This window comes from Thiobacillus thiophilus, assembly GCF_055378705.1.
In genome coordinates this window covers 3190109-3214571 of record NZ_AP042404.1, presented here as the reverse complement: position 1 = coordinate 3214571, position 24463 = coordinate 3190109, and the positions used below count along the sequence as shown (strand labels likewise).

29 protein-coding genes, 1 tRNA gene and 3 pseudogenes are annotated in these 24463 nt (G+C 58.4%); 15 read left to right on the top strand and 18 right to left on the bottom strand.

Annotation, left to right across the window (positions count from 1 at the left end; translation table 11 throughout):
• Nucleotides 1-501: 501 nt before the first annotated feature.
• The 8 genes from ACZ41T_RS16210 to ACZ41T_RS16175 all read right to left on the bottom strand — a co-directional run bounded on the left by ACZ41T_RS16210 (nt 502) and on the right by ACZ41T_RS16175 (nt 7730).
• Nucleotides 502-1284 (bottom strand): DUF4124 domain-containing protein, encoded by a 783-nt coding sequence (locus ACZ41T_RS16210; protein ID WP_464922374.1) that lies wholly within the window; start codon nt 1282-1284, stop codon nt 502-504.
• A complete protein-coding gene (locus tag ACZ41T_RS16205) occupies nt 1271-2347 on the bottom strand; it encodes a putative four-helix membrane protein (RefSeq protein ID WP_464922373.1) in 1077 nt (358 codons plus the stop codon). Before ACZ41T_RS16205 ends, ACZ41T_RS16210 begins: the two co-directional genes overlap by 14 nt.
• Before the next feature lie 226 nt (nt 2348-2573).
• Nucleotides 2574-2843: a hypothetical protein gene (locus ACZ41T_RS16200; protein ID WP_464922372.1), complete on the bottom strand. Its 270-nt coding sequence runs from the start codon at nt 2841-2843 to the stop codon at nt 2574-2576.
• A 138-nt stretch (nt 2844-2981) separates the two neighbouring features.
• Nucleotides 2982-5396 (bottom strand): DUF3987 domain-containing protein, encoded by a 2415-nt coding sequence (locus ACZ41T_RS16195; RefSeq protein WP_464922371.1) that lies wholly within the window; start codon nt 5394-5396, stop codon nt 2982-2984.
• Nucleotides 5389-5658, bottom strand: coding sequence for a hypothetical protein (locus tag ACZ41T_RS16190; RefSeq protein WP_464922370.1), 270 nt, complete (start codon nt 5656-5658; stop codon nt 5389-5391). The genes ACZ41T_RS16195 and ACZ41T_RS16190 overlap by 8 nt, the downstream gene beginning before the upstream one ends.
• Complete coding sequence (locus ACZ41T_RS16185) at nt 5658-5879, bottom strand: helix-turn-helix transcriptional regulator (protein WP_464922369.1); 222 nt, start codon at nt 5877-5879, stop codon at nt 5658-5660. Before ACZ41T_RS16185 ends, ACZ41T_RS16190 begins: the two co-directional genes overlap by 1 nt.
• 182 nt (nt 5880-6061) lie before the next feature.
• Nucleotides 6062-6478, bottom strand: coding sequence for a hypothetical protein (locus tag ACZ41T_RS16180; RefSeq protein WP_464922368.1), 417 nt, complete (start codon nt 6476-6478; stop codon nt 6062-6064).
• Nucleotides 6471-7730, bottom strand: a complete 1260-nt coding sequence (locus tag ACZ41T_RS16175) for a tyrosine-type recombinase/integrase (protein WP_464922367.1) — start codon at nt 7728-7730, stop codon at nt 6471-6473. The genes ACZ41T_RS16180 and ACZ41T_RS16175 overlap by 8 nt, the downstream gene beginning before the upstream one ends.
• 215 nt (nt 7731-7945) lie before the next feature.
• Here ACZ41T_RS16175 and ACZ41T_RS16170 point away from each other — a divergent pair.
• Nucleotides 7946-8022: transfer RNA gene (locus tag ACZ41T_RS16170), tRNA-Arg, on the top strand.
• A gap of 51 nt (nt 8023-8073) precedes the next feature.
• Here the strand turns inward: ACZ41T_RS16170 and ACZ41T_RS16165 are convergent.
• On the bottom strand, nt 8074-8430 hold the full coding sequence (locus ACZ41T_RS16165) for a hypothetical protein (protein ID WP_464924027.1): 357 nt from the start codon (nt 8428-8430) through the stop codon (nt 8074-8076).
• 278 nt (nt 8431-8708) lie between these two features.
• Between ACZ41T_RS16165 and ypfJ the strand changes: the two are divergent.
• From ypfJ to ACZ41T_RS16120, 9 genes and pseudogenes are all read left to right on the top strand, one after another.
• A pseudogene (gene ypfJ / locus ACZ41T_RS16160) lies at nt 8709-9556 on the top strand (KPN_02809 family neutral zinc metallopeptidase).
• Nucleotides 9557-9764: 208 nt separating this feature from the next.
• Nucleotides 9765-10145, top strand: coding sequence for a hypothetical protein (locus ACZ41T_RS16155; protein WP_464922366.1), 381 nt, complete (start codon nt 9765-9767; stop codon nt 10143-10145).
• A gap of 12 nt (nt 10146-10157) precedes the next feature.
• A complete protein-coding gene (locus ACZ41T_RS16150) occupies nt 10158-11006 on the top strand; it encodes a putative RNA methyltransferase (protein ID WP_464922365.1) in 849 nt (282 codons plus the stop codon).
• 229 nt (nt 11007-11235) lie between these two features.
• Nucleotides 11236-11610 carry a hypothetical protein gene (locus ACZ41T_RS16145; protein ID WP_464922364.1) on the top strand — a complete coding sequence of 125 codons (375 nt, stop codon included), beginning with the start codon at nt 11236-11238 and terminating at the stop codon, nt 11608-11610.
• A 334-nt stretch (nt 11611-11944) separates the two neighbouring features.
• A complete protein-coding gene (locus ACZ41T_RS16140) occupies nt 11945-12826 on the top strand; it encodes a TauD/TfdA family dioxygenase (RefSeq protein WP_464922363.1) in 882 nt (293 codons plus the stop codon).
• 143 nt (nt 12827-12969) lie between these two features.
• Nucleotides 12970-13620, top strand: coding sequence for a class I SAM-dependent methyltransferase (locus ACZ41T_RS16135; protein ID WP_464922362.1), 651 nt, complete (start codon nt 12970-12972; stop codon nt 13618-13620).
• A 35-nt stretch (nt 13621-13655) separates the two neighbouring features.
• Nucleotides 13656-14072: a hypothetical protein gene (locus ACZ41T_RS16130; RefSeq protein WP_464922361.1), complete on the top strand. Its 417-nt coding sequence runs from the start codon at nt 13656-13658 to the stop codon at nt 14070-14072.
• A 122-nt stretch (nt 14073-14194) separates the two neighbouring features.
• The gene (locus ACZ41T_RS16125) at nt 14195-14743 is read left to right on the top strand and encodes a cytochrome b (protein WP_464922360.1); all 549 of its coding nucleotides are present in this window, start codon (nt 14195-14197) and stop codon (nt 14741-14743) included.
• Nucleotides 14744-14832: 89 nt separating this feature from the next.
• Entirely contained in the window at nt 14833-15318 is a 486-nt protein-coding gene (locus ACZ41T_RS16120) for a hypothetical protein (RefSeq protein ID WP_464922359.1), read from the top strand.
• Between the two features lie 112 nt (nt 15319-15430).
• Here ACZ41T_RS16120 and ACZ41T_RS16115 read toward each other — a convergent pair whose 3' ends face one another.
• The 3 genes from ACZ41T_RS16115 to ACZ41T_RS16105 are packed head-to-tail and all read right to left on the bottom strand — an operon-like array spanning nt 15431 to nt 16496.
• The gene (locus ACZ41T_RS16115) at nt 15431-15796 is read right to left on the bottom strand and encodes a DUF2173 family protein (RefSeq protein ID WP_464922358.1); all 366 of its coding nucleotides are present in this window, start codon (nt 15794-15796) and stop codon (nt 15431-15433) included.
• Nucleotides 15797-16129, bottom strand: coding sequence for a DUF2173 family protein (locus tag ACZ41T_RS16110; protein WP_464922357.1), 333 nt, complete (start codon nt 16127-16129; stop codon nt 15797-15799).
• Nucleotides 16113-16496: a DUF2173 family protein gene (locus tag ACZ41T_RS16105; RefSeq protein WP_464922356.1), complete on the bottom strand. Its 384-nt coding sequence runs from the start codon at nt 16494-16496 to the stop codon at nt 16113-16115. Before ACZ41T_RS16105 ends, ACZ41T_RS16110 begins: the two co-directional genes overlap by 17 nt.
• Before the next feature lie 212 nt (nt 16497-16708).
• On the opposite strand from ACZ41T_RS16105, the gene ACZ41T_RS16100 reads away from it, so the two are divergent.
• Nucleotides 16709-17659: a hypothetical protein gene (locus ACZ41T_RS16100; RefSeq protein ID WP_464922355.1), complete on the top strand. Its 951-nt coding sequence runs from the start codon at nt 16709-16711 to the stop codon at nt 17657-17659.
• Between the two features lie 195 nt (nt 17660-17854).
• On the opposite strand, the pseudogene ACZ41T_RS16095 reads toward ACZ41T_RS16100, so the two are convergent.
• From ACZ41T_RS16095 to ACZ41T_RS16070, 6 genes and pseudogenes are all read right to left on the bottom strand, one after another.
• A pseudogene (locus ACZ41T_RS16095) lies at nt 17855-18040 on the bottom strand (transposase); the annotation flags it as partial.
• A 111-nt stretch (nt 18041-18151) separates the two neighbouring features.
• Nucleotides 18152-18508, bottom strand: a pseudogene (locus tag ACZ41T_RS16090) (transposase); the annotation flags it as partial.
• A gap of 198 nt (nt 18509-18706) precedes the next feature.
• Complete coding sequence (locus ACZ41T_RS16085; RefSeq protein WP_464922354.1) at nt 18707-19909, bottom strand: tryptophan--tRNA ligase; 1203 nt, start codon at nt 19907-19909, stop codon at nt 18707-18709.
• A gap of 46 nt (nt 19910-19955) precedes the next feature.
• Nucleotides 19956-20660: a site-2 protease family protein gene (locus ACZ41T_RS16080; RefSeq protein ID WP_464922353.1), complete on the bottom strand. Its 705-nt coding sequence runs from the start codon at nt 20658-20660 to the stop codon at nt 19956-19958.
• A gap of 99 nt (nt 20661-20759) precedes the next feature.
• Nucleotides 20760-21383, bottom strand: a complete 624-nt coding sequence (locus ACZ41T_RS16075; protein WP_464922352.1) for an L-threonylcarbamoyladenylate synthase — start codon at nt 21381-21383, stop codon at nt 20760-20762.
• A 24-nt stretch (nt 21384-21407) separates the two neighbouring features.
• Entirely contained in the window at nt 21408-22271 is an 864-nt protein-coding gene (locus ACZ41T_RS16070) for a 3',5'-nucleoside bisphosphate phosphatase (RefSeq protein ID WP_464922351.1), read from the bottom strand.
• 120 nt (nt 22272-22391) lie between these two features.
• On the opposite strand from ACZ41T_RS16070, the gene ACZ41T_RS16065 reads away from it, so the two are divergent.
• From ACZ41T_RS16065 to ACZ41T_RS16050, 4 genes are read left to right on the top strand one after another with little or no spacing between them, the layout of a single operon-like run.
• Nucleotides 22392-23039, top strand: coding sequence for a septation protein A (locus ACZ41T_RS16065; protein ID WP_464922350.1), 648 nt, complete (start codon nt 22392-22394; stop codon nt 23037-23039).
• On the top strand, nt 23039-23341 hold the full coding sequence (locus ACZ41T_RS16060; protein ID WP_464922349.1) for a YciI family protein: 303 nt from the start codon (nt 23039-23041) through the stop codon (nt 23339-23341). Before ACZ41T_RS16065 ends, ACZ41T_RS16060 begins: the two co-directional genes overlap by 1 nt.
• A complete protein-coding gene (locus ACZ41T_RS16055; RefSeq protein WP_464922348.1) occupies nt 23338-23601 on the top strand; it encodes a BolA family protein in 264 nt (87 codons plus the stop codon). The genes ACZ41T_RS16060 and ACZ41T_RS16055 overlap by 4 nt, the downstream gene beginning before the upstream one ends.
• A gap of 12 nt (nt 23602-23613) precedes the next feature.
• Nucleotides 23614-24429, top strand: coding sequence for a peptidylprolyl isomerase (locus ACZ41T_RS16050; protein ID WP_464922347.1), 816 nt, complete (start codon nt 23614-23616; stop codon nt 24427-24429).
• Nucleotides 24430-24463 lie beyond the last annotated feature (34 nt).

Here is a 24463-nt window from a genome sequence, read left to right as displayed (position 1 = left end):
GCACACCCGCCACCCACACCAAGCCCTAAACCCCCACCGGAGCAGCCGCCAGCGAACGGCGACCGCCTGATGGTGGAGCCGTGCCTTTTGACGGAGCCATGAAGCGCGACGGCGTGAAGCTGCAGCGGCACTGAGGGTGCGCGAACCGTGCGGGGGCCCGCTAAGTCAGGAGCGCAGCTGCTGGCGTGGCTGAATCGGCAAAGGTGCAGCGTGGGCGGGCGCCGCGGCCAGGTGCAGGGAGCCCGCGCCGACGCCGGAAGCAAGGCGCACCTGGCCGCGCGGTCAGGGGGAGAAAGACGCAAGGAATTCTTTTTGCTCCATACCCCCCCAGGGGGGAATGACAGCCGCGTTAGGAGGGGTAGCTCCGTATTGTCCCGCAGATTTTTTGAAAAAAAACTGGGATTTCAATTGAGATGCACCGGTCAACCTACAATGCAACTGCAGCTCCAACCTAAATAATCCGGTGCAACCCACCAGGCCGAGCTTCGTTCATGTTATTTGTTAACGATTCCAAGTGTTCGGGTCTATATTTTTTTGACGGCTCATTTCCTGTTTGTAGACTCCCCGTTCGTGTGCGTCTGTAGGTTGGTGCGTAATAAAGCCAGGAATCTGCTGTTTCTGATAATCCCGTTTTGCGTTCATTCTTACGTCAAAATCCCGAGTGGACGAATCAACACCTTGGTTTGGTCCCGTGTTATTGGTTAACCCTGCGGCATCCTCGCCATGCCCACGATTACCCATCCCATTCGTCCCGCAAACAGCGTCCACGACCATTTTCTGCTGCGCAAATGTGACACTGTTCGATCCACCGCTCGCCATATTCGCAAGTTTGTTGGCCGCCCTGTCGCATTCGACATTGTTGCGCCCACTATTACCCAACCCGTTTGTCCCGCATAAAGCGTCCACAGCCATTTTCTGCCTAGCGAACGCGACACTATTTGATCGCCCACCAGCCATATCTTTAAGTCGGTCGACCGCCTTGTTACATTCGCCACTCGCTCCGCTACTTACTTCCTGGATCTTCCTTATCTCTGCTTCTGACCTGCTTGCCGCAGCAGCTTGCCTACCGGCTGCACTATTTTCATATTGGATACTTCCATGCACCGGTAGTTGAGCCGCCTGCGTTTGGCAGGGGCTATCGCTGTATGTGATTTTCCCTTTTGCATCTTTGCATTTGTACACTCCTGCCAACGCGGCATGGGGTGATAGCGCCATGCTTAACATCGCCGCAATAAAGGCGATTGCAATATGGGGCTTTGCTGCAACATGCCTACCGTTTGCCACAGGCGTATCTCCATCTATTCACATCCTGGCTTGTCACTACTGACCAGCCAGAGGAAGGGTCAGAATATGCCATTACCTGTCCGCCTCGTCCCATGTTTTGCGCGTAAGCACGAAAGCCCCGGACCTTGATTTGACTTGTGCGGCAATCGTAGGAACTCAAAACCACAAAAGACTTATATGGATCACTCTGCTCATCCACAACTGTAGTCATGTAGTCGACCAAAGACCGCATATCAACTCGATCACCCGTGCGACTTATACTTGATGAGTCAGCATAAACGTCAGCGTTCGAAAACCTCTCGACTAACATCCACCCCGAAGCAATGCTAGTGGCATCTTGAGGAGAAACAGCGGAAACGACGGGTGTCTCAGCTAACTCACTGAAATTCGATGTCGATACATTACTTGGAGTGCTGACTTCAGGGAACTGCGGCTGCGGCTGCGGCTGCGGGATTGATTCTGCTTCGTGTGGCGTATTGTTTGGGCTTAACGTTAAAGCTAAAACGACCAACACCACGAGCCCTGCCAATCCATGCCATATTGTTACTGGATAAGACTTTGGATTCGAATTAATGACGTTAGCCGTTGGGCTATCTTTTACGTTTATAGAAGAGAGAGGTGAACTGCGCGATTCATTCACAGTACCGCTTCTACGAAAGTACACTAACAACAAAAACGAAGGGATATATACCCAATACCAAATATCACGTACAAATGCTGAACTGGCTATCCATTTTGTAATGAGCAATATTGGGAAACTAATAAACACAGCAACCACCAAGTAGCCAACGATGGCAGGCCCCCATTCAGAGGCTCCATTCATCGCCTTAGGCGCGTCGTTTGTAATTTTTCTTTGCTTCCACTGTTTATATGAGGAAAATAAATAAGCATAAGCGGCGATGGCGCATATAAGGAAAATGATATCCATGATTGGATCATCGCCAACACCGCCACCATGGCTGTCCAGTCTTAGGTATTCCGGCTCGATCGCGAAGGGATTGCCCAGCACAGAATTCGATATGAAACACAGCACAACCAAAACTATGCGTAGTTTGAACTTCATCTTTTAAGTACCAATTTGTTAAAAGGAGAGGTTTGGTTATCTGTTTAAATTATTAATTTCCAGCGCCATGTTGAATTATTTGCATACTGAGATAAGCGCGAGAATACCAACGCCCAGCAAAGCAATAGTTGGGGCTTCAGGTACGTTGTTCAGCGCGTCGCCGTCGCCGTCACGAACAGCCCATATGTACAGGCTATTTCCCTTGTTTATCCTGTACTTGATCAGGTCAAGCCGGCGGCACCCAATACCGGCAATACTGACCCGCTGTTTCCCATTTACGTTTTCTGCGCCAACCCAACGCCAGCAGCACCGGGCTGATATAGCGCCCCTGTGTACCCAGGGCACGTTCAAATTCGATCATACCCCAGGGGCGCTGCCGTGCAATTTCCGGGACGGTGGCAAACCAAGCCTGAAATCTAGCCTGAAGGTTGGGGGTGTCATCCCGCGCAGGGGCAGGGGCAAGCGATTGGGTGAGGTTGTGGATATAGGCACTCATGGCAACTCGCTGGTGGTTAGTGGGGTTTCGTCGGTTATGTCAGTGCATGACAAGCAGTTTTCGGATACAGAATCACGCATCCTGCCGCCTGGAACACACTACGCACCGCTGACAAAACCGACAAAAGATGGCCGCCCCCTAATTCCTGGGCACGAGTGGGTTAATCAAATACCGCACCGTGGGTCGCCCCACTAAGCGTCCCTCGGTGGCGTGCAGCCACCCCAAGTCAGTCAGGAGTTCCAAGGCTTCCTTCACTTCTTCCTTTTCAGTCAGTTGCGCCCAGCCTTTGCGGGTGACATCGCGGAAGGTAAATCCATCCTCAAGCTGATTTTTCTGGAGTTTGGCCGCGAGGATGCGAGCGGCTTCATGGTGCCCCTGGCTAACGGAGCTGTAGATGCGCTTGGCGTGGCTGCGCAGGTAGTGCATCCAGGCCAGCGCTTTTTCAAATGCGGCAAGGGTGATCGGGCCGGTGCCCCCCTCGGCCAGATGAATGATCAGTGCCAAGGTGGGGATGGTTTTCCCATATTTACTGTAATGGCTGATCAAGGCTGAGTGGGCGTCGAGCTGGCGCATGATGGTTGCCAGATCGAGAAGGAAGTGCCGAACCACTGGCGCGGCTTCGTCGCTGAACCCCAGGGTAGGAATCGTCTCGCTAAAATCCGCACCCAAAGTCTGCGGGTCGAGCGTATCGAGGCGTTGGAAGATTTTGCGGACTTGCTCTTGCGCAGCCATATCGGGTGCGCGATCAACATAGCGGGCGGGGCCAGTTTGGCGATCCGGGTAAACGGCGAGTTGGAAGCGTTGCATGAGGCCGTCATTGCCGACGCCGCCGCGCACTGTGCTGCGCAAATAGTTTTTCAGGGTATCGGGCTGGGTGGTGCCCAGGATCGAGAGGCAAGCACATGGAATGGTGACGCGCCCACGCGTGATCCGATCGACGGTGACACGATTCTTGCCGTTGTAGGCTTCCAGGTAGAAGGCGCGTTCGCTGCGCCGTTCTTCCTGGTCTAGCTTACTCAAGAGGCCGGCGAGTTCATCTTGCAGGGCAAGGGTTCCGGTAGGGTTATCTTGCAGGATGATGCCCAAGGCTTCGACGGTAGTGTCGTTGACGATATAGCGCCTTTCCGGCGGCGCCTGGGGTGAGGTGGTGTCCTCCAGCGTCAGGACGTGTTTGCCGCTTTTTGCCTTGGCTTTCTTGCCAGCCAACTCAAGCTCATGCTGCGCCAGACCAAGCCCATACAGACCCATGTCATGCGCGTGTTGCGCACCGGCAGCAGCTTCAAGATCGCGCAGCGGCTTGAGCATTTCATTGATAGCCGGGGTTTTTTTGACGCCTGAACGGCCAATGATGACACCCCACAAATTGGGGACTTCGTGCCAGTCGTCAACCCGCTTGGGGCGCACCCCCAAACGTGCGCCGATCAGCGAGCCGCAGGCCACCATGATGGCCGCCCCCAGAAAATCGATCGGGCAATCCATGCGCTCGGCCACGTCCTTGACCCAGGGGGCCAGCGTGCCCGGCAACAGCACATCGGGGTCGAAGGGTTCAACCGGGGGGAGCGCTTCAGGCAGAGGTTGCGGCGGCTCCCAAGCCAGTTCGTTGCCGGTTTGTTGCTGTTGATAGCGTCGGGCGACAGACAACACCTCGGCATCGTCGAGCGGCGGGGTGCAATGGGACTGATTCCAGGACAGCAGCAGGGATTCGATATCCGCCTGGTCCAGTCCCTTGCCACGCAAGCGGCTAGCCATGGCCAGCAGGGTGCTATTGCGCTGGCCTTCAGGGATGGGGCCATTGGAGTTGGCCATATTCGACCCCAAGCCGGTAACCCCCGGAGCTTTATTTGCACCGGCTGAAGCACTGACCGCAGGGAATGCTGCGCGAACTTCCGCAGCAGAATACGGTGGAATGATGTTGTTAATTTTGATCATGCTTGAAAGCGCCGGCGTTTCCTTGCAGTGCAGGAAACCCGGCACGCGCATAACTCGGGGGAGATCGTGGACGCTGGGGTCGGCATTGAACTTTGCGATGATGGACTTCTGCACGGCTGTAAATTCAGCCCGCGCCAACCCGTCCACCAACCAGAAAACCTGATAGCGCCCAGGGCTAGATTCAATGATGGCGTGCGGCTGCAAGGCACAATTTGCAGCAGGCTCAAGGGGTGCGCCATCGAGATCGGCGAAGACTGCCCTCACTCGCTCCACGGATGCCGTGTTGCGCCGCCCGTTCAACCCCGTGGCGTTGATGGTGACGTAGACCCCTGCGCTCTGCTCGTTCAATGCTTTAAGTTTGGGATAAATCTGATCAAGCGAGCCTTCGATAATTCGGGCATAGGGATCGCGATGCCGCTTCACGGCAGCGGCAAGCGCGTTGCTCAGTTCGTCACCGGACAAGGTGGCGCGCAACTCCACCTGCTCGGCTTTCAATGCTTCATCACGTGCCTTCTTGCGCGTTTTGTTGTCGTCAAAGGTTTGGAATGTAAAGGCGCTAGCGGTTGGATCAAGCAGGCTCAGAAAGCGCTGAGCTTGGTCACGGTCAATATTCACTTCAGACATGGGCGCCCCTGGGGAATTCGACATCACAGAACCCCAGAAGCTGCTCGGCGTATTCGAGTACGGGTTCATTGGCAAGATCAACACGAGTTGATACGAGGAGAACGAAAAGGACACCGACTGGTGTGTCCGTGTCGGCCACGAAGTAGAAATCATGCATTCCGTTTTCGATCACGAGTTTTGCCACGATGCCAGGAACGCCGGCCACGATGAACTTAGATGCGAACTCATTGAGCATGTGACAAAGCTGCAAATTCACAAGCATCAGACGCCCCTCCTTGCCTTGCATTGCGCAAGCCAGGTATCGAACTCATCCGCATCAATGCCAACAGCGCGGGCATTCATACCAAGCGGGAAAGGCTTAGGAAACAGTGGATCGTTTTTTACGCGGCGCCAGAACGTGGCTGCTGATATCTGCGCGACCTGGCAGGCCTGCCTCACGCGAAGCACGCGGTGAGTTGTGTTGCATTGAGTGGGAAACGACATGGCTAGATACCTTTCGCAATGAGTTGAGACAGTGCGAACGGTACAGCTGAGTTTTTCCCGTCAATTTCTCGCCGGAATTAGCAGGAATCAAAGTGCGCGCCCAGTGGCGCACGCATGGGTAAATAATTATTTCGTGTTGGGGTTGACACGTTTTGAAGGCGCAACATTCGGCCCCGATAAAGTCAGTCCGTAGGCGGGATATTGCCTTCAGGAAAAAACTTTTCAACCTGCCGAATTCGAGCTTTGTGCTCTGACACGATGTTCATGAGCGTCTTGATTGTGGCGTCTTCTTTTTTTGGCGAAAGCCCTGGATTCAGTTTCCTGGCCACCTTTTGCCAATGGTAAGTTGTGCTTTCGTGCGGTTTTTCCATTTTGGACTGCTCCAAGGCATCAAGCACCTGGCACACCCAGGAAAAATCGTGTTTGGTCGGCCGACCACGCTTCACACCTTCAAAAATTTTTCCCATTTCTATTTGCTTGCGCGCGGCAGTGCGACGCATCGCCAGCCCCGTCTGGTGCGGGAGCAGTCCTTTATAAAGCACCCGAGCCAGCTTTTCCCAACCACCCATCCTTCTAGCAAGCTTGGCCAGATCATCCATTACTTGCCCCCTGCTTACGCAACGCGACCACTTCACCCACAACCCCGCGTGCCGTCCCGCAATACTTAGCCCAGTCGTCCATCAAACGACGACGTTTATCGAACAGGTCACCGCGCCGGTATGCTGCTTCCACCTTGTTGCCGATGGTGTGGGCCAGGGCCATTTCCACCACTTCGGATGGATATGCGGTTTGCTCAGCTGCCCAGTCCCGGAAAGTTGAGCGAAAGCCATGCGCGGTGAGGTCGCCACGGCTCATGCGGCGCAGAACAGCGGTCAGGCTCATGTTGGATAGCTGCCCGCTCGTGCCGGGAAATACCAGTTCGGTACCGTCTAGGCGCGGCAGCGTGTTCAGGAGTGAAACAGCCTTGCTGGACAGGGGAACACGATGTTCCCGCTTGGCCTTCATGCGTTCGGCGGGAATGCTCCAAACACCCGCACTCAGATCAATCTCGTTCCAGGTGGCGCCGCGCACTTCACCCGAGCGGGATGCGCACAGGATGGCGAATTCAAGTGCCCTCGCCCCCATGCCATCCATCTTCGCCAGATCGGCCATGAAGCTCCCCAGTTCCGCGTAAGGCAAGGCGGCATGGTGCGCCACCTGCTGGATTTTCGAGCGGGAGGCCAGAAGCTTGTCCAAGTGTCCTTTCCAGCGGGCAGGATTCTCGACTTGCCGGTAGCCACGTACCGCGGCCCAGGACAAAATGTTTTCAATACGCCCGCGCAAGCGGCTGGCGGTTTCGGTCTTTGTTTTCCAGATCGGCTCCAGCACTTTCAGCACCAAGCCGGTGTCTACAGCGGCCACGTTCAAGTTACCGATGATGGGGTTAGCGTAGGTATCAAGCGTATTGGCCCACTGCTGACGATGCTTGGCGTTTTTCCAGCTGTCGCCATGGGCATCCAGATAAGCGGTGACGCATTGGGAGAATGTCATCGCCTTGGCACGTTCTGCCGCCAGGGCGGCGCGCTTGGCGCGGCGGTCCTCGATGGGGTCAATACCCTGGTCCACCAATTCGCGAATCTGGCGCGCCTTCTCTCTTGCCCCGGCCAGGGTGACATCCGGGAAGCCCCCCAGGCCCATGTCCCGCCGTTTGCCCGCGATCATCTTGCGCAGAATCCACGAGCGCGCACCTGCGCCGGACACCTGAAGGGCCAGGCCGTCGACGCCACCGACGAAGTACATACCGGCCTTGGACAGCCTATTTACTTCCAGGGCGGATAATTCTTTGGCTTTTCGTCCCATCATCGTACCCATCAATAAAGATGAGTTTTGATGATAGAAGGTGCGACGCGATGATGCAATGAATTTGCCGGAATGCTAGACAAGATAAGGCCTGTGAGATACAGTGCGACAACTTGAGGTTAGGCGGAAGCGGACTCCGTCTCCGCCAAATAAACAAGTGGTGAACCATTGCATCCGCCATCGATGCAAAAAAGTGTAAAAACTGCGTATAATGCGCAACCTTCAAAGCGCCGGTAGCTCAGCTGGATAGAGTACTTGGCTACGAACCAAGGGGTCAGGAGTTCGAATCTCTTCCGGCGCACCATATATGATCAAGAGTGGGCACTTGGGTAATCAAGTTGCCCATTTTTTCTTTCTACATTACCAGCATCGTTACGGCCAAAGCCGCATAGCCGCTCTTGGTACCGTGCCCAGCCAGCATGAACTCTTCACAGCCGAGTTTGATTGCTTTAGGGTTGCGGGGCTTTGATTGGCGGAGCGCATCTTTCTCGGCGGCCAGATGCGCGTAATCGAGCTGCCAGCCCAAATCTGGCGCGAGATAATACGCGCACTCGATAGTGTCGTGGCCAGAGAGATGATTCTCACACCACGGATTAATGATCGTGGCCGCAGAACGAAACCGCCGACCGCGCCGCCGCCGCCAAAAAATACAGCCAAATTCCAAGCCGCCTGCGCCAGTGTGAAATCGACGCACACCTTGTTGAATGGGCACACAATTTTTCCACTCCCGGTTTTCGCCAGCAGACCGGTCTCCAGCAGGGCCTGCACATCGCGGTGCACGGACTTGAAGTCACGTACCAGCCTGCGGCAAGTTCAAGCAGTCCCATTTCGCCGGCGCCGCTCATGGCTTCCAGCACACCCCAGCACTTGGAGCTGATTTCGGAGAACAGCAGTTCTGGACTGGCATAGCTGCGCATGGCCGGCGATCTCGGGCGCCGTGTCCACGGGCTAGAATGTTTGTTATCAGCCTCAAAATGAAGGAGACCCCCCATGCGGTGGGAACACGGACGACGCAGCGACTATCGAGGACCGGCGCGGCATGTGGGTGGGGCGAAAAGGTCTGGCCGGCGGCGGCATCGGGGCGATCATCCTGGCACTGGTGGCATTGTATTTCGGCGTGGATCCGGCGGTGGTGCTGAACCAAGCGGGTAATCCGGTGCCGACGCAGGAGGAACAGACGGTCGCGTTCAGCCCGGAGGAGGAACGCCTGAAGGAGTTCATGTCGGTGGTGCTGGCGGACACGGAAGACGTGTGGGGGGCACTGTTCCAGGGTTCGGGCCAGCGCTACTCGCCGCCGAAGCTGGTGCTGTTCTCTGGCGCGGTGGAGTCGGCGTGCGGCTTCGCCGAGGCGGCGATGGGGCCGTTCTACTGCCCGACCGACCAGAAGCTGTACCTGGACATGCGCTTCTTCAACGATCTGGCGCAGCGGCACGGCGCGCCGGGCGACTTTGCGCAGGCCTACGTGGTGGCGCACGAGGTTGGGCACCATGTGCAGACGCTGCTGGGCATCTCGGAACAGGTGCACGCTGCGCGCCAGCAGGCAGGTAAGAGAGGACAACGCGTTGCAGGTGCGGATGGCGCTGCAGGCCGACTGTTTTGCCGGGGTGTGGGCGCACCACGCCCACAAGGCGCGGCAGGTGCTGGAGCCGGGCGACGTCGAGGAAGCCCTGGCAGCGGCGACAGGCGTGGGCGACGACCGCCTGCAGAAGCAGGTGCGTGGGGTCGTGGTGCCGGATTCCTTCACCCACGGCTCGTCGGCGCAGCGGATGCACTGGTTCAACCGCGGCCTGCAAAGCGGCGATCCGGGGCAGTGCGACACCTTCAAGGCCGTAAAATAGGGACGTCAAGTCAAAAACTTCGACTGGAAAATACGTCAGTCGGCAGACAAGTGCCAAATCACGCTCACCAAGCTGGCGGAAATCAAGGCCAGGATCAAGGCGCTGCGCATACTCGCCTGAGCAAGCACAGTAACGGGGTCTTGCAATCCAATGCATCAATGCAAGATCCGTTTTCGTAGTCAATGAGCGACAGGTAAACGGCAACAGCATGCAAACACTTTTTTCCCTGATCGAGTCCCCCTTCCAGCCCGATTTCAGCGCCTTGTATCGGAAGCTCGGCATTGCGACGCAGCATTTCGACTCTGCCCGTAATCTGCTCCGGGTGTTGCAGAAACAGCCGCCGGATTTTTTTGTGGGGAAATTCATTTACGGCTGGGGCAACAATTACGCCGGCGCAAACATCTCGAACCTGGACGTCACGACCAGATCCCTGCAACGCTTTGCGCCGCAGGCGAGGACGATCGCGTTCATGCATCCCCGTGAAGAACCCCATATCGGCAAACTGCTGGAACTGTTTGCCGTCCATGCCGTGTTGACCTACCCAGTGACCGGGCAAGCGATGCAGAACGCGTTGCAGCCCCGGACGTAAACCCATTAGCCAATGAGCATCACCCCATTCCAGGCACTGGCCTGCCCGCTGGACGGTACGCCCTTGCATTGCACGGGTTCCGCCTGGGCCTGCGCGTCCGGCCACAGTTTCGACATCGCCAGCCAGGGCTATACGAATCTGTTGCCGGTGCAAAACAAGCGCTCGCGCGATCCGGGCGACAGCAAGGAGATGGTCGCGGCGCGGCGGCGGTTTCTCGCGGCCGGCTTCTACCAGCCGATTGCCGCTGCTGTAAGCTGGGCGGTGCTGACCGAACTGCCGGCTGACGCAACCTTCAGTTGTCTCGATGCCGGCTGCGGCGAGGGCTACTACCTGCGCGAGTTGGCGACAGCGGCAGGAGATGAACAAACGCTGGCGCTGCTGGGGCTGGATATTTCCAAATGGGCGGTGCTGTCGGCCGCGAAAGAGGACAAGCGCCCCAGCTGGGTGGTGGGCAGCAACGCCAAGCTGCCGGTGCTGCCGGGGACGCTGGACCGGGTGCTGTGCATGTTCGGCTTCCCTGTGTATGCGGAGTTTGTGCGGGTGCTGAAGTCGGGCGGTCGACTCATTCAGGTCGATGCCGGACCCGATCATCTGCGCGAACTGCGCAAAATCATCTACCCCAGCCTGAAGCCGGAACGCACAACCGACCTGCAAACTCCGACAGGATTCCGCCGCTTGCCGACGGAAACGGTGTGCTTCTCGATCGATCTGACCAATGCCGGGCAGGTTGCCGACCTGCTGGCGATGACGCCGCATCTTTATCGCGCCAGCGCCGAGGGCCGCGCGGCGGCCGCTGCGCTGGCGGCCCTGTCGCTCAGCGTGGATGTTCGACTGACGTGTTTTGTACGGGACGTGGACTAGTATTCCGTTTCGAACATCATCGTGAACTGCATTCGATGCCGCCTGCCTCGATCGAATGCAGCGGATAGAATGACGCATCCGATCAAGGGTTCTACGTGGCGAGTCGAGGAATGAAAATGAACGTGCAGTAACCACCTCTTGGCAACTGCCACGACCTGGAGCGACGGGTTCCGCCGGGCGCGTTTTTGGTGCACGGTGGATACATTAATTAATCGGAATTGAATACAGCATGGAATTTTTTCGGGAAGTTCATCACGCCGGCCTGGATATCCCCACCCTCAAGAATCTCTTAACCATCGGCAACCTGACAAACCTGTGTGCATCCATCAGCACAGTCACGCCAGGCGGCGAAAACGAAGGCGATATTTACTGCATCTGGGGTGCATTCAAAGTGCGTCGTGAAGAAATCAGGAACGGCGTCCGCTACGCGCTGATCGATTGCCCGCACGCACTGGCCTGGACAAACACGTTTGATGAAGCGCGCCAGAGTTTGATTATTCACTGCACCATCGACAAAACGCATCCCGATCCCGAATTCGTTGAATCGATTCATGCGTTTGTTTCGGACTGGTCAGACGGCATGTGCAAGGCCTTACACCAATAGGCGGGAAGGACGATCAGCGCGGCGCCGATGCACAAGCGCTGTTATTGGCACAGCGCTCTGCAATTGCCTCTGCCCCAACCAAGACGAAACCCCGTGTTGAACAAGCAATGACACCCGATGAGCGGGAATTGCGCCCCGATTGACGATTGATTTTGAACAATACAGAGTGTTTATCATCCCAGCTCGACGCTGCTATATTTCGACAGCAAGCCCGTCAGCGGGACAAAATCCGGTATTCCGGTATTCCGGTGCGAACAAATAGATGGCAATTTTTTTATTTTTCGGTCTAAGATATTTCACTCTGAATATCCCCATCCTCACCGAGGCCTGATTCATGAAACGCTGGAACGTCAAATACCCTCGCAGATTCGATCTGGGCTCGAATGAAGACTATCTGAAATGGCGCGACGAGAAGTTGGCAGCCTATCCCAAAAATATCGGTGAACTGGTGGTTGAACTCGGCGACATGAGCGCGCTGACCCCCGCCGAAAAAGCCAGGATCCTGGAGACGGTGGAACGGGCCAACATGTGCGTTTACACGGCAGGATCCGCCGAACTGGGTATGAGTTCCCTGCTGGCCCTGGGAAAGCAACTCGGCGTCAGCCACACCGACAAATCCGCCCGACACGCGCAGTCCGACGAACTGACCGATTCAGGCATTTTGAACCGGGCTATCCCGTTCTCCACCCGGCACTGCAACTGGCACACCGACGCCACCTATTACGGATCGGACAACACCATCCAGGCGCTGTTCCTGCTGTGCAAGCGCCCTGCGGTAGAGGGGGGAAGCAACAAGGTTTTGGACCATGAAATGCTCTACATTCAGCTCAGGGACAAGGATCCCGACGCTCTTGAGGTATTGATGAACAAAGACTGCTTCAATTACAGGAACCCGGCCACCGGCGAGATCGATCCGAATCGGGGCGGCAAGGTTTTCTGGCCGAACGCCGACGGCCATTTGTGCCACCGGTTTTCCTTCCGGAAAACGGACATGGCCTGGTCCGGGGACAGCGATGTCGCCGCTGCCGGACACGTGCTGGAATCCCTGATTTCGGACGAGTCGGCGCACGCCATTGAAGGGCGGCTGGAATCCGGAATGGGCCTGATTTCGAACAACGTGCTGCATACACGGGAAAGACTCGTGGACAGCGACGATGCCGCAAAAAAACGGCTGCTTTTCCGCGCCAGGTTCTATGATCGGGTCAATCCCGGATAACCCGGCTTGCGGGGCAGGCCATTTTTGCAGCCGGGCTAACGGCTGTGAAACGATGACCCCTCGCGCTTTGGCCGGACATTCATGTTCGGCCCGGCTTTACTCCCTGCCAGTCCAGCCTTCGGGCGTCATTTCTTCAAATTGCCATGACCAACACCCAACCCACCAAGCTCGACGCCGCCCACTTCGACGGCAAAGCCCTCCAATGGGACGAAAACCCGGTCTTCCAGGAACGCGGGCAAAAAATCGCGCAGGCCATCCGGCAAAGCGTGCCCTTGCATCGGCAAATGAGTGCCCTCGATTACGGCTGCGGCACCGGCCTGCTGTCGTTTCCGCTCAAGGACGAACTCGGCGCGATCCTGATGGCGGACAGCTCGGGCGGCATGCTCGAAGTGGTGGCCGGGAAAATCGCCGCGCAAGGGGTCGACAACATGACGCCAGTGAAGCTGGACCTGCTCGTCGACCCGCCGCCGGCGCAGCGCTTCGACCTGATCGTTACCTCGATGACGCTGCACCACGTTCCCGACACCGACCACATCCTGCGCGTCTTCCACGACCTGCTGAATCCCGGCGGCACCCTGTGCATCGCCGACCTGGACCAGGAAGACGGCTCCTTCCACGGCCCGGAGGTGGACGTGCACCATGGCTTCGACCGGGCCGACCTGGGCCGGCGCACTGCCCAGGCGGGGCTTGCCGACGCGCGGTTTCAGACGGTGTTCACCATTACCAAGACACGCGAGACCGGGACACAGGACTACCCGGTATTTTTGATGACGGCACAACGCGCAGGCGCCTAGCAGCTGTCTGATAACAAGACCAGAAGGGTCACGGAATGGGTTTCGAATACATGTTCTTCAACGAGGCGTTGCGCGACCGCTTCATCGCATTTGTGGCGGATCACGGCGTCACCGGCACGATACGGCAGGACCCGATCGCAGGCTTTGTGGTCGAGCTGCCGGATGGCCTGGCCAATGATCTGCAGGACGCCATCGATGACGAATACGATTCGATCATGGACGAACAGATGCTGCTCGCCGAAGCGGACGAGGAACTGGTCAGCCATCACGCATTCGGCATCACGGTGACGCTGGAAGATGGCACGACCCGCGCCGTACGTATTCCCCCGGCGATCGCACGCCGCCTCCTGGAGCATTTCACACCCGGCGAGGTCCACGAGATCACCACCGCCATTGTGCAAAGTGCCGAAAATCCGGTTGACGGACCAATTTGCCACAAGCCCCCCAAATAACAGCGCCAGCATGGTGAACCCTTTGGGTTAAGCCAGTGCCGGCTGATGAAACCACGCGGTTAAGTATTGCGCGCCATGCTGCCGTCTGCCGATAGTCGAACTTTACGTAAAAGGAAATGATGATGAACCTGAAAAACGCTGCGAGCCGCTACGGCTCGCTTTCCATCGGCATCCACTGGCTGATGTTGCTGCTGTTCGTCGCCGTGTACGGAGCCGTCGAATTGCATGAACTGTTCGAAAAAGGCAGTGATTCTCGCGAGATGCTGATGACCTGGCACTTCATGCTCGGCATGCTGGTGTTCGTGCTGGTCTGGCTGCGGCTGGGGGCGCGTCTGTCCGGCCCCACGCCCGCCATCCTGCCGGAACCGCCGGGTCTGCAACAATTATCTTCCAAGCTGTTGCATCTGGCGCTGTATCTGCTGATGATCGGCATGCCGCTGACCGGCTGGCTGATGCTCAGTGCTGCCGGAAAGCCGATCCCGTTCTTCGGCCTGGAACTGCCCGCACTGATCGGTGAAAACAAGGACCTCGGAAAACAGATCAAGGAAGTGCATGAATTCGTGGGGACGACAGGCTATTTTCTGATCGGCCTGCATACAGTGGCCGCCTTGTACCATCACTACATCAAGCATGACAACACGCTGACGCGCATGCTTCCCGGTCGTAAATGACCCGGTACGTTCAGCCTTGTCTTAAGGAGTCTTTAAGCATTGCGCACCATGCTGGTTCCCGTTGATAATCGCGCTTTTACAAAGGAAAAATGATGCTCGCACTATTACGATTGGCAGGCCTCGGCATATGTGTCGCAACGGGAATGGTGTCGCTTGCAGCACCGGTTTACGCGAACGAACACAAGCATGAAGCGCAGGATGCTGTGCCCGTGTTGAAGCCAAGCCAGAAATGGGCATCCGACGAAGTATTGCGGCAGGGCATGGACAATATCCGGCAAGCGATGCTCGCAAACCGTGAAGCCATCGAGAAAGAGCGTCTCGGTGTCCAGGATTATCAGCGGCTGGCTGCGGCAGTGAACAAAGACGTTGCCGACATCGTGAAGAACTGCAAACTCAGCAAAGAAGCCGACTCGGCCTTCCATACCATCGTGCTCGCCGACCTGACGCAGAGCACGGAATTGATGCAGGTCTCGCCGAAAGTGCAGGTGCAGCGGGCCGGGGCTTTCGGTGTGCTGCAGTCCTTGCGCCTCTACGGCGAATATTTCCAGTATCCCGGCTGGGATATCGGGAAATAGGAACTGGGCATCAGGCTGCACACTCTCTGATCTCCCACGCCGGCTGTTGCGTGCGCTTGCCGCAAAGTGGGCGCTATAGGCTGCCCGACCTTCGTGTCGCAGTCAGGCCCGCTTATTTGCTGGAAATTTCCGTCAAGCCGCGAAACACATCATTGAAAGACGCCTCGCGATTGCGTACAAAACAAGCCACTTCCGCAACGGCACAAATGGAGAACTCATCGCTCATCATCATCCAGCCCCGAGGCGGCCAGCCCTCGATGCTGGAAAGGGTCGCGAGCGCATCGCCGTTGTGGTGCATGATGCGTCCATTCGCGTAACACAACTCCGCGGCCAGTTGCGCGTCGATCTGGTCCAGATCGCCCGCGGCCTCCGCCAGGGAACCATCGTCATAAAAACGCAGTGCGGCAACAACGCCCTTGAGCGCAAACAGGCTCTGCAAATCCAACATGGTGCAATTCTCCTTTTGCGAGCGCCGCATTCAGGCAGTGGCATTGAAGCGCTGGTAGGCCGCGTCGTAATCGAAATCCTTGCTGCGCGCCAGAATCGCATTGCCATTCATGCCCATCACCACGTGATCCAGGGCCAAGAAGGCAAACCCGCGCTCGGGCAGAAACCCTTTCTGGCCCGTCAGCTTCGTCCATCCGGTGGCCTGCATTCGGTAAATCGCCATATTGGCGGCGCACATCTGGGCGACAAGCTCCGCAAAATCGCGCTCGAGATCGCCGCGCGTCTGACCCAGCTCACCCATGCAAGAAAACTCGATCGCACCGTATACCCCTGGTAAAGACATCAATTCATCCAATGCCGGCATTTGGCTCTCCTTTCCCTGGCTTGACGATTTCAGCATCGGCCGACTCCTTCATGGCCTTGATCACCTGGTTGAATGAGACTTGTTGCCCCCGTACGATGCATACGCTGTCGTGAATCGCGACAAAGGACATCTCAGGCCCCCACATCATCCAGCCGTAACTGCTATCCCATCCCGATTGATCGACCATGCGGCCCAGCAGGCGGCCCTGCATTTCCATGGTCAGCGTAATGGCCGCGTCCAGAATCGCCATTTTCTCGGCCTCGGCTTCGGTCAATGTCCCCTCGAACCCTTCCAGGAATCCCTTTCTGGAAAAGAGAGCGGCAGCTACAGTGCCGGGCAATTTCACCAACTCGGATGTTCTTGACATGACGCCTCCACAAAATATTCAAGCCACAAGAACGAGTATAGGAAAGTAATCAGCCTATTTTTTCCGATCGCCGGCAGCCCGCATTGAATCGCAGAAAAAAACTTTTGCGTCCCGGACGCTGACGGCGAATCGGCCTGCGACCGCCATGCATTCAACTAATCCCCATACGGGCCGATATCGTTAGTAACCACTATCCCCGATCCGAGACCTTGTTGAATACAGCGCCCCCTGCCGCGAGCCGCCCCCAGCGCGCGCCGGCCGAAGAACCGATCGCCGAAGAGAGCCTGTCCGCACACGCCAGGCGCGCGCTGCTTACCAGAGTGCGCGCCAGAATCGCGGCCTTTCTGGATGCCGACATTGCGTTGCTGCAAGGATTACGCAAAAAGGTCGGTGGTGCGCAGGACGCCGGAGAAGACGAGGACCGGCCCGGGTCGAGGCGTGAGCGGCCGGGGGCAAGGAAAAGGACCGCGCCCCCGGACGAAGCCGCGGTCGAGCCCCCCAAACCCCGACGTCGCCTGCGCGCTTTCCTGATCTATATCAGCGTCATGCTGGCCGGCGGCATCGGAGGCGGCGCCCTCGCCTACAACCAGTACCAGAAACAGCTCGGCCAACTACTTGAGGAAAGCCTGCGCCAGGAGGCCGCGCTCGTCAAAAAAATCAAGCCCGGTGCCAAAACGCTGAAAACATTTGAGGAAGAACAGGCCAGGCGTGCCGAAGCGGAGAAAAAGCTGGCGTTGGCCCTCGCCGAGTATTCGAACTCCGCAACCGAGTCCTACTCCGTGCTCGAAAGTCTGCTCGACCAGCAGATCACCGAAAGCCGGCGCCTGGAAGCGGCACTGGCCGAAAAAGACAGATCAGGCGCCGAAACCCAAAAAGCGCTTGATGAAGCGCAGGCCAAGCGAACCGAAGCAGAGGAAAAGCTGGCGTTGTCCCTTGCCGAGTATTCGAAATCGACAACCGAGAAACAAAAGCAGCTCGACGCAGCAGAAAAACAACTGGCCGCGCTGCACGCCGGCGAAGCCACGCGCAGCGCCCAGCGGCAGGCGCCGGCCAGCCGCCGCAGCGACAGCAGCAAACCCCGCCCGGCCAGGTCGGGCAACTGCGCCCTGGATACGAAGAACGTCGACACCCTGAAAGCTTGCATCGACGATTTCAACCAGTAAGCCTTTGCCGCTGGTCGAAGTGAGAAAAACGCCGTCAAAACGGCGGATTACGACAGGCTGCTAGCGTTTGGGAGACGTTGAACAACTCACCACTCCCGAGAAATCTGCGGGATATTGACGAAGCAAGTCAGCAAGTTGGTTTGCTTTTCGATCGATACAGTGCGTTTTGAGCGATTTTCTGCTCATTTCCCATTTTCAGGACGCAACTTGCCCCTGAGGGTTAAGCAACCATCGACGCGCCAGCATCAGATTCGCCAGGCCAAACAGCGAGAATAACTGCGCCGCGTTTTTGGCCAGTCCCCGATAGCGCGTCTTGCGATGACGAAACGGATTCTTCACTACGTGAAACGGATACTCGACTTTGGCGCGAATGCTGACCTTGGCCTGTTCGAGCCATTCCTGCCTGCTGTTCGCCCTCGGGCGATTTATCCAGGGCACGACGTTTACCGGGACGCATCGCGACATGCCAATGGCGTTGAAGATGGACTCGATGAGCTGATGGCGTTCGAGCAGGTGGCGTAAGTGCAGCAGGGTGGTGGCGTCAGGCACGGCGTCGCGGGCAAGATCAAGCCGATGAAACGGCGGATTGCCTGACTATCGTAGATGGCGTCTTCCGTCTTCCGTACCCTCGTCGGAGAAACCGAAACATTGCTGTGCGATGTACATCCGCAACATCCGGGTCAATCCTTTGGACGGGCGACCGGGGCCGCCGTCGCTCGGGTAGAAGGGGGCGATGCACTGTTCGAGTGCAGTCCAAGGTGTGATGGCTTCGAGTTCGGCAAGAAAACGATCACGTCGGGTCTGTTTCTTCTTGGTGGCGTATTCCAGTTCGGAGAAGCTCGTTTGCATCGCAAAATCACCCGTGAGAAGGACAACTGAATTCTGACAGACACCGCTCAAATTTAGGCACAGCGTGGGGAATAAATCAGTGTTTCCCTGAAGGACTGGCTGCCCCTCCCCATGCAGGAAGGGTTCCCCTTTTCCGGGTTGTTTGACGGCCATGCCTCCCCCTCCTGATTTTCCTTGTTTTTACTGCTTCCCCATCCCTCAGCCGAACGTCAGCCCCATCGCCTCGCGCACATCCCGCATCGTGTCGCGCGCCAGCTCCTGCGCCTTCTCGCAGCCATCGGCGAGGATGTTGCGGACCTGGTCGAGGTTGTCTTCGTAGTATGCGGCGCGTTCGCGGATGGGGGCGAGCTCGGCCAGCACGGCGTCGATCACCGGCTGCTTGCAGTCGAGGCAGCCAATGCCGGCGCTGGTGCAGCCGGCGGTGACCCACTGGCGCGTCGCATCGTCGGAATACACCAGATGAAACTGCCATACCGGACACTTGGCCGGGTTGCCGGGATCGGTGCGGCGCACGCGTGCGGGGTCGGTCGGCATGGTACGGATTTTCTTGCTGACGATCTCCGGATCTTCACGCAGCGCAATGGTGTTGTTGTAGGACTTGGACATCTTCTGGCCGTCCAGACCGGGCATTTTCGACGCTTCGGTGAGCAGCGCCTCGGGCTCGATAAGGATCATCTTGCCGGAGCCCTCGAGGTAGCCAAACAGGCGTTCACGGTCGTTCATCGACAGGTTCTGCGCATCGTTCAGCAACGCCTTGGCGGACTCCAGCGCCTCGTCGTCGCCCTTTTCCTGATAGGCGGCGCGGCATTCCTCGTACAGCCGCGCCTTCTTCGGGCCGAGTTTCTTGACTGCGGCGCGCGCCTTGTCCTCGAAGCCCGGCTCGCGCCCGTACATGTGGTTGAAGCGACGCACCAGTTCACGGGTGAATTCGATATGCGGGACCTGGTCTTCACCGACCGGCACCCGGTTGGCACGGTAGATGAGAATATCGGCGCTCATCAGCAGTGGGTAGCCGAGGAAGCCGTAGGTCGAAAGATCCTTCTCGCTGAGTTTTTCCTGCTGGTCCTTGTAGGTGGGCACGCGTTCCAGCCAGCCCAGCGGCGTCATCATCGACAGTAGCAGATGCAGTTCGGCATGTTCGATCACGCGCGACTGCACGAACAGCGTCGCCTGCGCCGGATCGACACCGGCGGCAAGCCAGTCGATGATCATGTCGCGCGAATTTTCTTCGATCATCTGCGGCGCATCGTAATGCGTGGTCAGCGCATGCCAGTCGGCGACGAAAAACAGGCACTGGTATTCGCTCTGCAGGCGCAGCCAGTTTTTCAGGACGCCGTGGTAGTGGCCAAGGTGCAGGCGCCCGGTGGGGCGCATGCCGGAGAGAACGCGGTCGGAATACATTTTTTAGAGTCGGGAGTTAAGAGCGGAGAGTCGAGAGTGTTTCGGGTCAGGACAGCACGACCTGGATCAGGCCGATCAGTTGCGCGGATTCGAGACCGGTGACCAGTGCGATGAGGCCGATGAACAGGGCGATGAGCGGCCACAGGATGATGCCGAGGATGCCGGTGAACAACAGGCCGAGCAAAATGAACAGGCCATAGGGTTCCAGCCGCGAAAACTGGATGGCCTGCTTCACCGGCAACAGGCTGACGGCGATGCGACCGCCGTCGAGCGGCGGCAGCGGAATGAGGTTCAAGGCCATCAGGATGACATTAATGAACACGCCCGCCGCGCCCATCAGCATCAGCGGCGTGCCGGCAAAGCCGCTGCCGAGGGCATGACCCAGCTGGATCACCAGCCCCCAGAACACCGCCATGACGAGATTCATCCCGGGTCCGGCGGCGGCCACCCACAGCATGTCCTGCTTGGGACGGCGCAGCTGGCCAAAATTGACCGGCACCGGCTTGGCCCAGCCGAACAGGATCATGCCACCACCCAGAAGCTTGCTGGCAATCAGGATCGCCAGCGGCACCAGGATGGTGCCCACCGGGTCGATATGCTTGAGCGGGTTGAGGGTGATGCGGCCCAGCGCGGCCGCGGTCGTGTCGCCGAAGTGGCGTGCGACATAACCATGGGCAGCTTCGTGCAGGGTGATGGCGAAAATGACCGGCAGCACGAATATGGCGATTTTCTGGATCAGGCTGAGTTCCATCGTATTAACCTGGCGCCTCACAGCGACGCATTTGTCCGCTCCCCCGCAAGCACACTCCTTGCGGGTGGGGCGTCGGGGTGAAGAAAATCCGGGGGCAACTCACGCCTCGAAATCCGTCGTGTCGCCCCTGCCGAAGCGCACCACGACGGGCGTATCGGTGGTGAGATCGACCACGGTGGTCGGGGTGAGGCCGCAGGCGCCGCCGTCGATGACCAGATCGACCAGATGCTCCAGGCGTTCGCGGATTTCCCACGGCTCGGTCAGCGGCACGTCCTCGCCGTCCAGCAGCAGCGTGGACGACAGAATGGGCTCGCCCAGTTCGGCCAGCAGCGCCTGCACGATGGGATGATCGGGCACCCGCAGGCCGATGGTGTCGTGCTTCTTGTGCAGCAAGCGCTTCGGCACTTCGCGGGTGCCGCGCAGGATGAAGGTGTAGGCGCCCGGGGTGTGCGCCTTCAGAAAACGGAACTGGGTGTTGTCGACCTGGGCGTAGCGCCCGAGCTCGGACAAATCCCTGCAGATCAACGTGAGGTCGTGCCCGGTGTCGAGTCCGCGCACCGACAACAGCCGCATCGCCGCTTCCTTGTCGCCGATGTGGCAACCCAGCGCATAGCACGAGTCGGTGGGATAGACGATCACGCCGCCGCGCTTGAGGATGTCGACCGCCTGCTGGATCAGCCGCGGCTGCGGGTTCTCGGCATGGATATTGAAGAATTGCGCCATAAAATTAATGTTCGATATAAGGGCTCAGGCCATGGAAGAAGAAAGATGGATCGCCAGTTCCGGCCAGTCATGCCACACCGGTCGGCAATAGTGTGGCAGCGCCGGCAGGCAGCCGATGTCGCTGCCCTCGTCCGGGGCGTGGAAGTCGGCCCCGCGCGAGGCCTTGAGCCCGAACGCGCGCGCCAGGTCGGCGAACTTGCCGTACTCGGAAGGATGATGGCTGCCGGAGATGACCTCGATGCCCGTGCCGCCCAGTGCGCGGAAGGCATCCAGCAGCAGGTGCAGTCCACGCGCGTTAAAGGCGTAGCGCCCGGGGTGCGCGATCACCGCCATGCCGCCGCTGGCGCGGATCCAGCCGACGGCGTTTTCCAGCGAGGTCCATTCGTGCTCGACGTAGCCGGGGTTGCCGGGTGTGAGATAGCGCTTGAATGTCGTGCGCAGGTCGGGGGTGTGGCCCTGCGCCACCAACCAGCGCGCGAAATGCGTGCGCCCCACTATTTCCTTGTTGGCGGTATAACCGAATGCACCGTCGTAGGCGCCATGGATGCCCGATCGCGCCAGATCCGCCGCCATGCGTTGCGCACGTTCGATGCGCCCCACGCGGATGCCGTGCAGGCCGGCGGCTAGTTCGGGGTGCGCGGGATCGATGCGCAGGCCGACGATATGCACGGTCTGCCCGCCCCAGCTCACCGAGATTTCAACCCCCGGAATCAGCGTCATCCCGGCCGCGTCTGCCGCCGCCCGTGCAGAAGCGATCCCGGCGACGTCGTCATGGTCGGTCAGGGCGAGCGCATCCACGCCGTTGGCCACGGCGCGGGCGACCACGTCGGCGGGCGACAACACACCGTCGGACACATTGGAATGGCAATGCAGATCGATATTGAGCATCGATGATCGGGATCGGGCGACCAGGGCCAAAAGCGCTTGGTCAGGAGGGAGAATCATAGCAAAATAAGCGCCCGCCCGAATTTCAGCGGGCTGAAGCCCCGTCCGAATGAAAAAAGCACCATGAAAAAACTGCTGTTCGACCTGTTTCCCGTCATCATCTTTTTTGTCGCCTACAAGCTGGGCGATGCCAACACCGAGGCCACGCGCACCTTCATGGCCGGTCTCGGCCTGCCACAGCCGGCCGGCATCGACGAAAAGCCCGGTATCTACCTCGCCACCCTGGTCGCCATCGTCGCCAGCTTCGGACAGATCGGCTGGGTCAAGCTGCGCGGCCGCAAGGTCGACACCATGCTTTGGGTCACTCTGGGCATCATCGTTGTGTTCGGCGGCGCCACCCTGTGGCTACACGACGAGAGCTTCATCAAGTGGAAGCCGACCGTGCTGTACTGGATTTTTTCCGCCGTCATTTTTGGCGCTGCGGCCTTTGGCCGCAACGTCATCAAAAGCCTGATGAGCAAACAGATGGAACTTCCTGCCCCCGCCTGGGGTCGGTTGAATGCGAGTTGGGGTGGATTTTTTGCCTTCATGGGGCTTGCAAATTTGATTGTCGCCTTCAACTTCTCGACTGATGCCTGGGTCAACTTCAAGCTGTTCGGCAGCCTGGGGCTGATGCTGGCGTTTGTGATTGGTCAGAGCATGATGCTGACCAGATATCTGGATAAAGCCGATCTGGATCAAGCCAAACTGGACAAGGAAGAAAAGCAATAATGTTTTACGCCATCGTCGGACAGGATGTGCCCGACAGCCTGAATCAGCGGCTTGCAACCCGCTCCGCGCACGTCGATCGCCTGCAGGCATTGCAGCAGGCCGGACGTCTGCTGCTGGCCGGTCCGTTTCCGAGTATCGACGGCAACGACCCCGGCAGTGCCGGCTTTTCCGGCAGCCTGATCGTCGCCGAATTCGACACCCTGGCCGGCGCACAGGCGTGGGCCGACGCCGACCCCTACGTGGCAGCCGGCGTGTATGCCAGTGTCAGCGTCAAACCTTTCAAGAGAGTGTTCCCGCAATGAGCACGACCGATCTGATCCGCCAGCGTCTCGCCGCGCTGGAGCCCGAAACCTTCACCCTGGAAGACGAAAGTGCCCAGCATAAGGGACATGCCGGTGCCGCCTCCGGTGGCGGGCATTTCCGGCTCACGCTGGTGTCGCCCAGGTTCCACAATCTCTCTACCCTCGCTCGCCACCGGCTGGTGTACGAAGCCATGGGCGAGCTGATGCATCGCGATATCCACGCGCTGTCAATTACCGCCTTAACCCCTGAAGAACTTTAATAAGGAATCCACATGCGACTTGCCCTACTCCCAACCCTGATCCTGCTGGCTCTTGCCCCGCTGGCGCAGGCACAAACTCCAGCCCCCGCGACGACCGCCCCTGCCGTTGACGCCAGCAAGCCGCTGGCCGTGGTCAATGGCAAGGAAATCCCTGCCTTGTATGGCGAACTGGTCAAGCGTGAAATGGCCCAGGGCCAGCCCGATTCCCCGCAGCTCGACGCTCGCGTTCGCGAGTCGCTCATCAACCTGGAACTGCTGTCGCGCGCCGCCCTGGACAAGGGGCTCGACAAGAATCCGCAACTGGCTGCCGCGCTGGATATCCGCCGCAAGGATCAGCTGACGAAAGCCTATCTGGAAGACTACGTCAAAGCCCACCCGGTCACCGATGCCGAAATTCAGGCCACCTATGACAAGGCCAAGGCGGGCCCTGTCGAGCCGGAATACCGTGCGCGCCACATTCTGGTGAAAACCGAGGCCGAGGCGAAAAAGATCATTGCCGACCTCGGCAAGAAGGCCAAATTCGAGGATCTGGCAAAAAAATATTCCCAGGATCCCGGCTCTGCCAAGAACGGTGGTGCGCTTGACTGGTCCAATCGGGGCGCATTCGTGAAAGAATTCTCCGACGCCATGGCCAGCCTGAAAAAAGGCGAAACCACCAAGGCGCCGGTGAAGACGCAGTTCGGCTACCACGTCATCCGCCTCGACGAAACGCGCCAGCCGCAGTTTCCGCCGCTGGATGCCGTGCGCGGCGAAATCACCAGGCAATTGCAGCAGCAGCGCGTCCGCGACGCCATCGCGGCTGCGCGCGCCGATGCAAAAATCGAATAATCAGCTAATAAAAAATTAGGCGGAGTACCGCTCC

Coding starts and splice junctions, on each gene's coding strand:
- ACZ41T_RS16205 (WP_464922373.1), bottom strand. CDS start 2,347: ATGAAGTTCAAACTACGCATAGTTTTGGTTGTGCTGTGTTTCATATCG.
- ACZ41T_RS16200 (WP_464922372.1), bottom strand. CDS start 2,843: ATGAGTGCCTATATCCACAACCTCACCCAATCGCTTGCCCCTGCCCCT.
- ACZ41T_RS16195 (WP_464922371.1), bottom strand. CDS start 5,396: ATGTCTGAAGTGAATATTGACCGTGACCAAGCTCAGCGCTTTCTGAGC.
- ACZ41T_RS16190 (WP_464922370.1), bottom strand. CDS start 5,658: ATGCTTGTGAATTTGCAGCTTTGTCACATGCTCAATGAGTTCGCATCT.
- ACZ41T_RS16185 (WP_464922369.1), bottom strand. CDS start 5,879: ATGTCGTTTCCCACTCAATGCAACACAACTCACCGCGTGCTTCGCGTG.
- ACZ41T_RS16180 (WP_464922368.1), bottom strand. CDS start 6,478: ATGGATGATCTGGCCAAGCTTGCTAGAAGGATGGGTGGTTGGGAAAAG.
- ACZ41T_RS16175 (WP_464922367.1), bottom strand. CDS start 7,730: ATGGGTACGATGATGGGACGAAAAGCCAAAGAATTATCCGCCCTGGAA.
- ACZ41T_RS16155 (WP_464922366.1), top strand. CDS start 9,765: ATGCAAACACTTTTTTCCCTGATCGAGTCCCCCTTCCAGCCCGATTTC.
- ACZ41T_RS16150 (WP_464922365.1), top strand. CDS start 10,158: ATGAGCATCACCCCATTCCAGGCACTGGCCTGCCCGCTGGACGGTACG.
- ACZ41T_RS16145 (WP_464922364.1), top strand. CDS start 11,236: ATGGAATTTTTTCGGGAAGTTCATCACGCCGGCCTGGATATCCCCACC.
- ACZ41T_RS16140 (WP_464922363.1), top strand. CDS start 11,945: ATGAAACGCTGGAACGTCAAATACCCTCGCAGATTCGATCTGGGCTCG.
- ACZ41T_RS16135 (WP_464922362.1), top strand. CDS start 12,970: ATGACCAACACCCAACCCACCAAGCTCGACGCCGCCCACTTCGACGGC.
- ACZ41T_RS16130 (WP_464922361.1), top strand. CDS start 13,656: ATGGGTTTCGAATACATGTTCTTCAACGAGGCGTTGCGCGACCGCTTC.
- ACZ41T_RS16125 (WP_464922360.1), top strand. CDS start 14,195: ATGAACCTGAAAAACGCTGCGAGCCGCTACGGCTCGCTTTCCATCGGC.
- ACZ41T_RS16120 (WP_464922359.1), top strand. CDS start 14,833: ATGATGCTCGCACTATTACGATTGGCAGGCCTCGGCATATGTGTCGCA.
- ACZ41T_RS16115 (WP_464922358.1), bottom strand. CDS start 15,796: ATGCGGCGCTCGCAAAAGGAGAATTGCACCATGTTGGATTTGCAGAGC.
- ACZ41T_RS16110 (WP_464922357.1), bottom strand. CDS start 16,129: ATGCCGGCATTGGATGAATTGATGTCTTTACCAGGGGTATACGGTGCG.
- ACZ41T_RS16105 (WP_464922356.1), bottom strand. CDS start 16,496: ATGTCAAGAACATCCGAGTTGGTGAAATTGCCCGGCACTGTAGCTGCC.
- ACZ41T_RS16085 (WP_464922354.1), bottom strand. CDS start 19,909: ATGTATTCCGACCGCGTTCTCTCCGGCATGCGCCCCACCGGGCGCCTG.
- ACZ41T_RS16080 (WP_464922353.1), bottom strand. CDS start 20,660: ATGGAACTCAGCCTGATCCAGAAAATCGCCATATTCGTGCTGCCGGTC.
- ACZ41T_RS16075 (WP_464922352.1), bottom strand. CDS start 21,383: ATGGCGCAATTCTTCAATATCCATGCCGAGAACCCGCAGCCGCGGCTG.
- ACZ41T_RS16070 (WP_464922351.1), bottom strand. CDS start 22,271: ATGCTCAATATCGATCTGCATTGCCATTCCAATGTGTCCGACGGTGTG.
- ACZ41T_RS16065 (WP_464922350.1), top strand. CDS start 22,392: ATGAAAAAACTGCTGTTCGACCTGTTTCCCGTCATCATCTTTTTTGTC.
- ACZ41T_RS16060 (WP_464922349.1), top strand. CDS start 23,039: ATGTTTTACGCCATCGTCGGACAGGATGTGCCCGACAGCCTGAATCAG.
- ACZ41T_RS16055 (WP_464922348.1), top strand. CDS start 23,338: ATGAGCACGACCGATCTGATCCGCCAGCGTCTCGCCGCGCTGGAGCCC.
- ACZ41T_RS16050 (WP_464922347.1), top strand. CDS start 23,614: ATGCGACTTGCCCTACTCCCAACCCTGATCCTGCTGGCTCTTGCCCCG.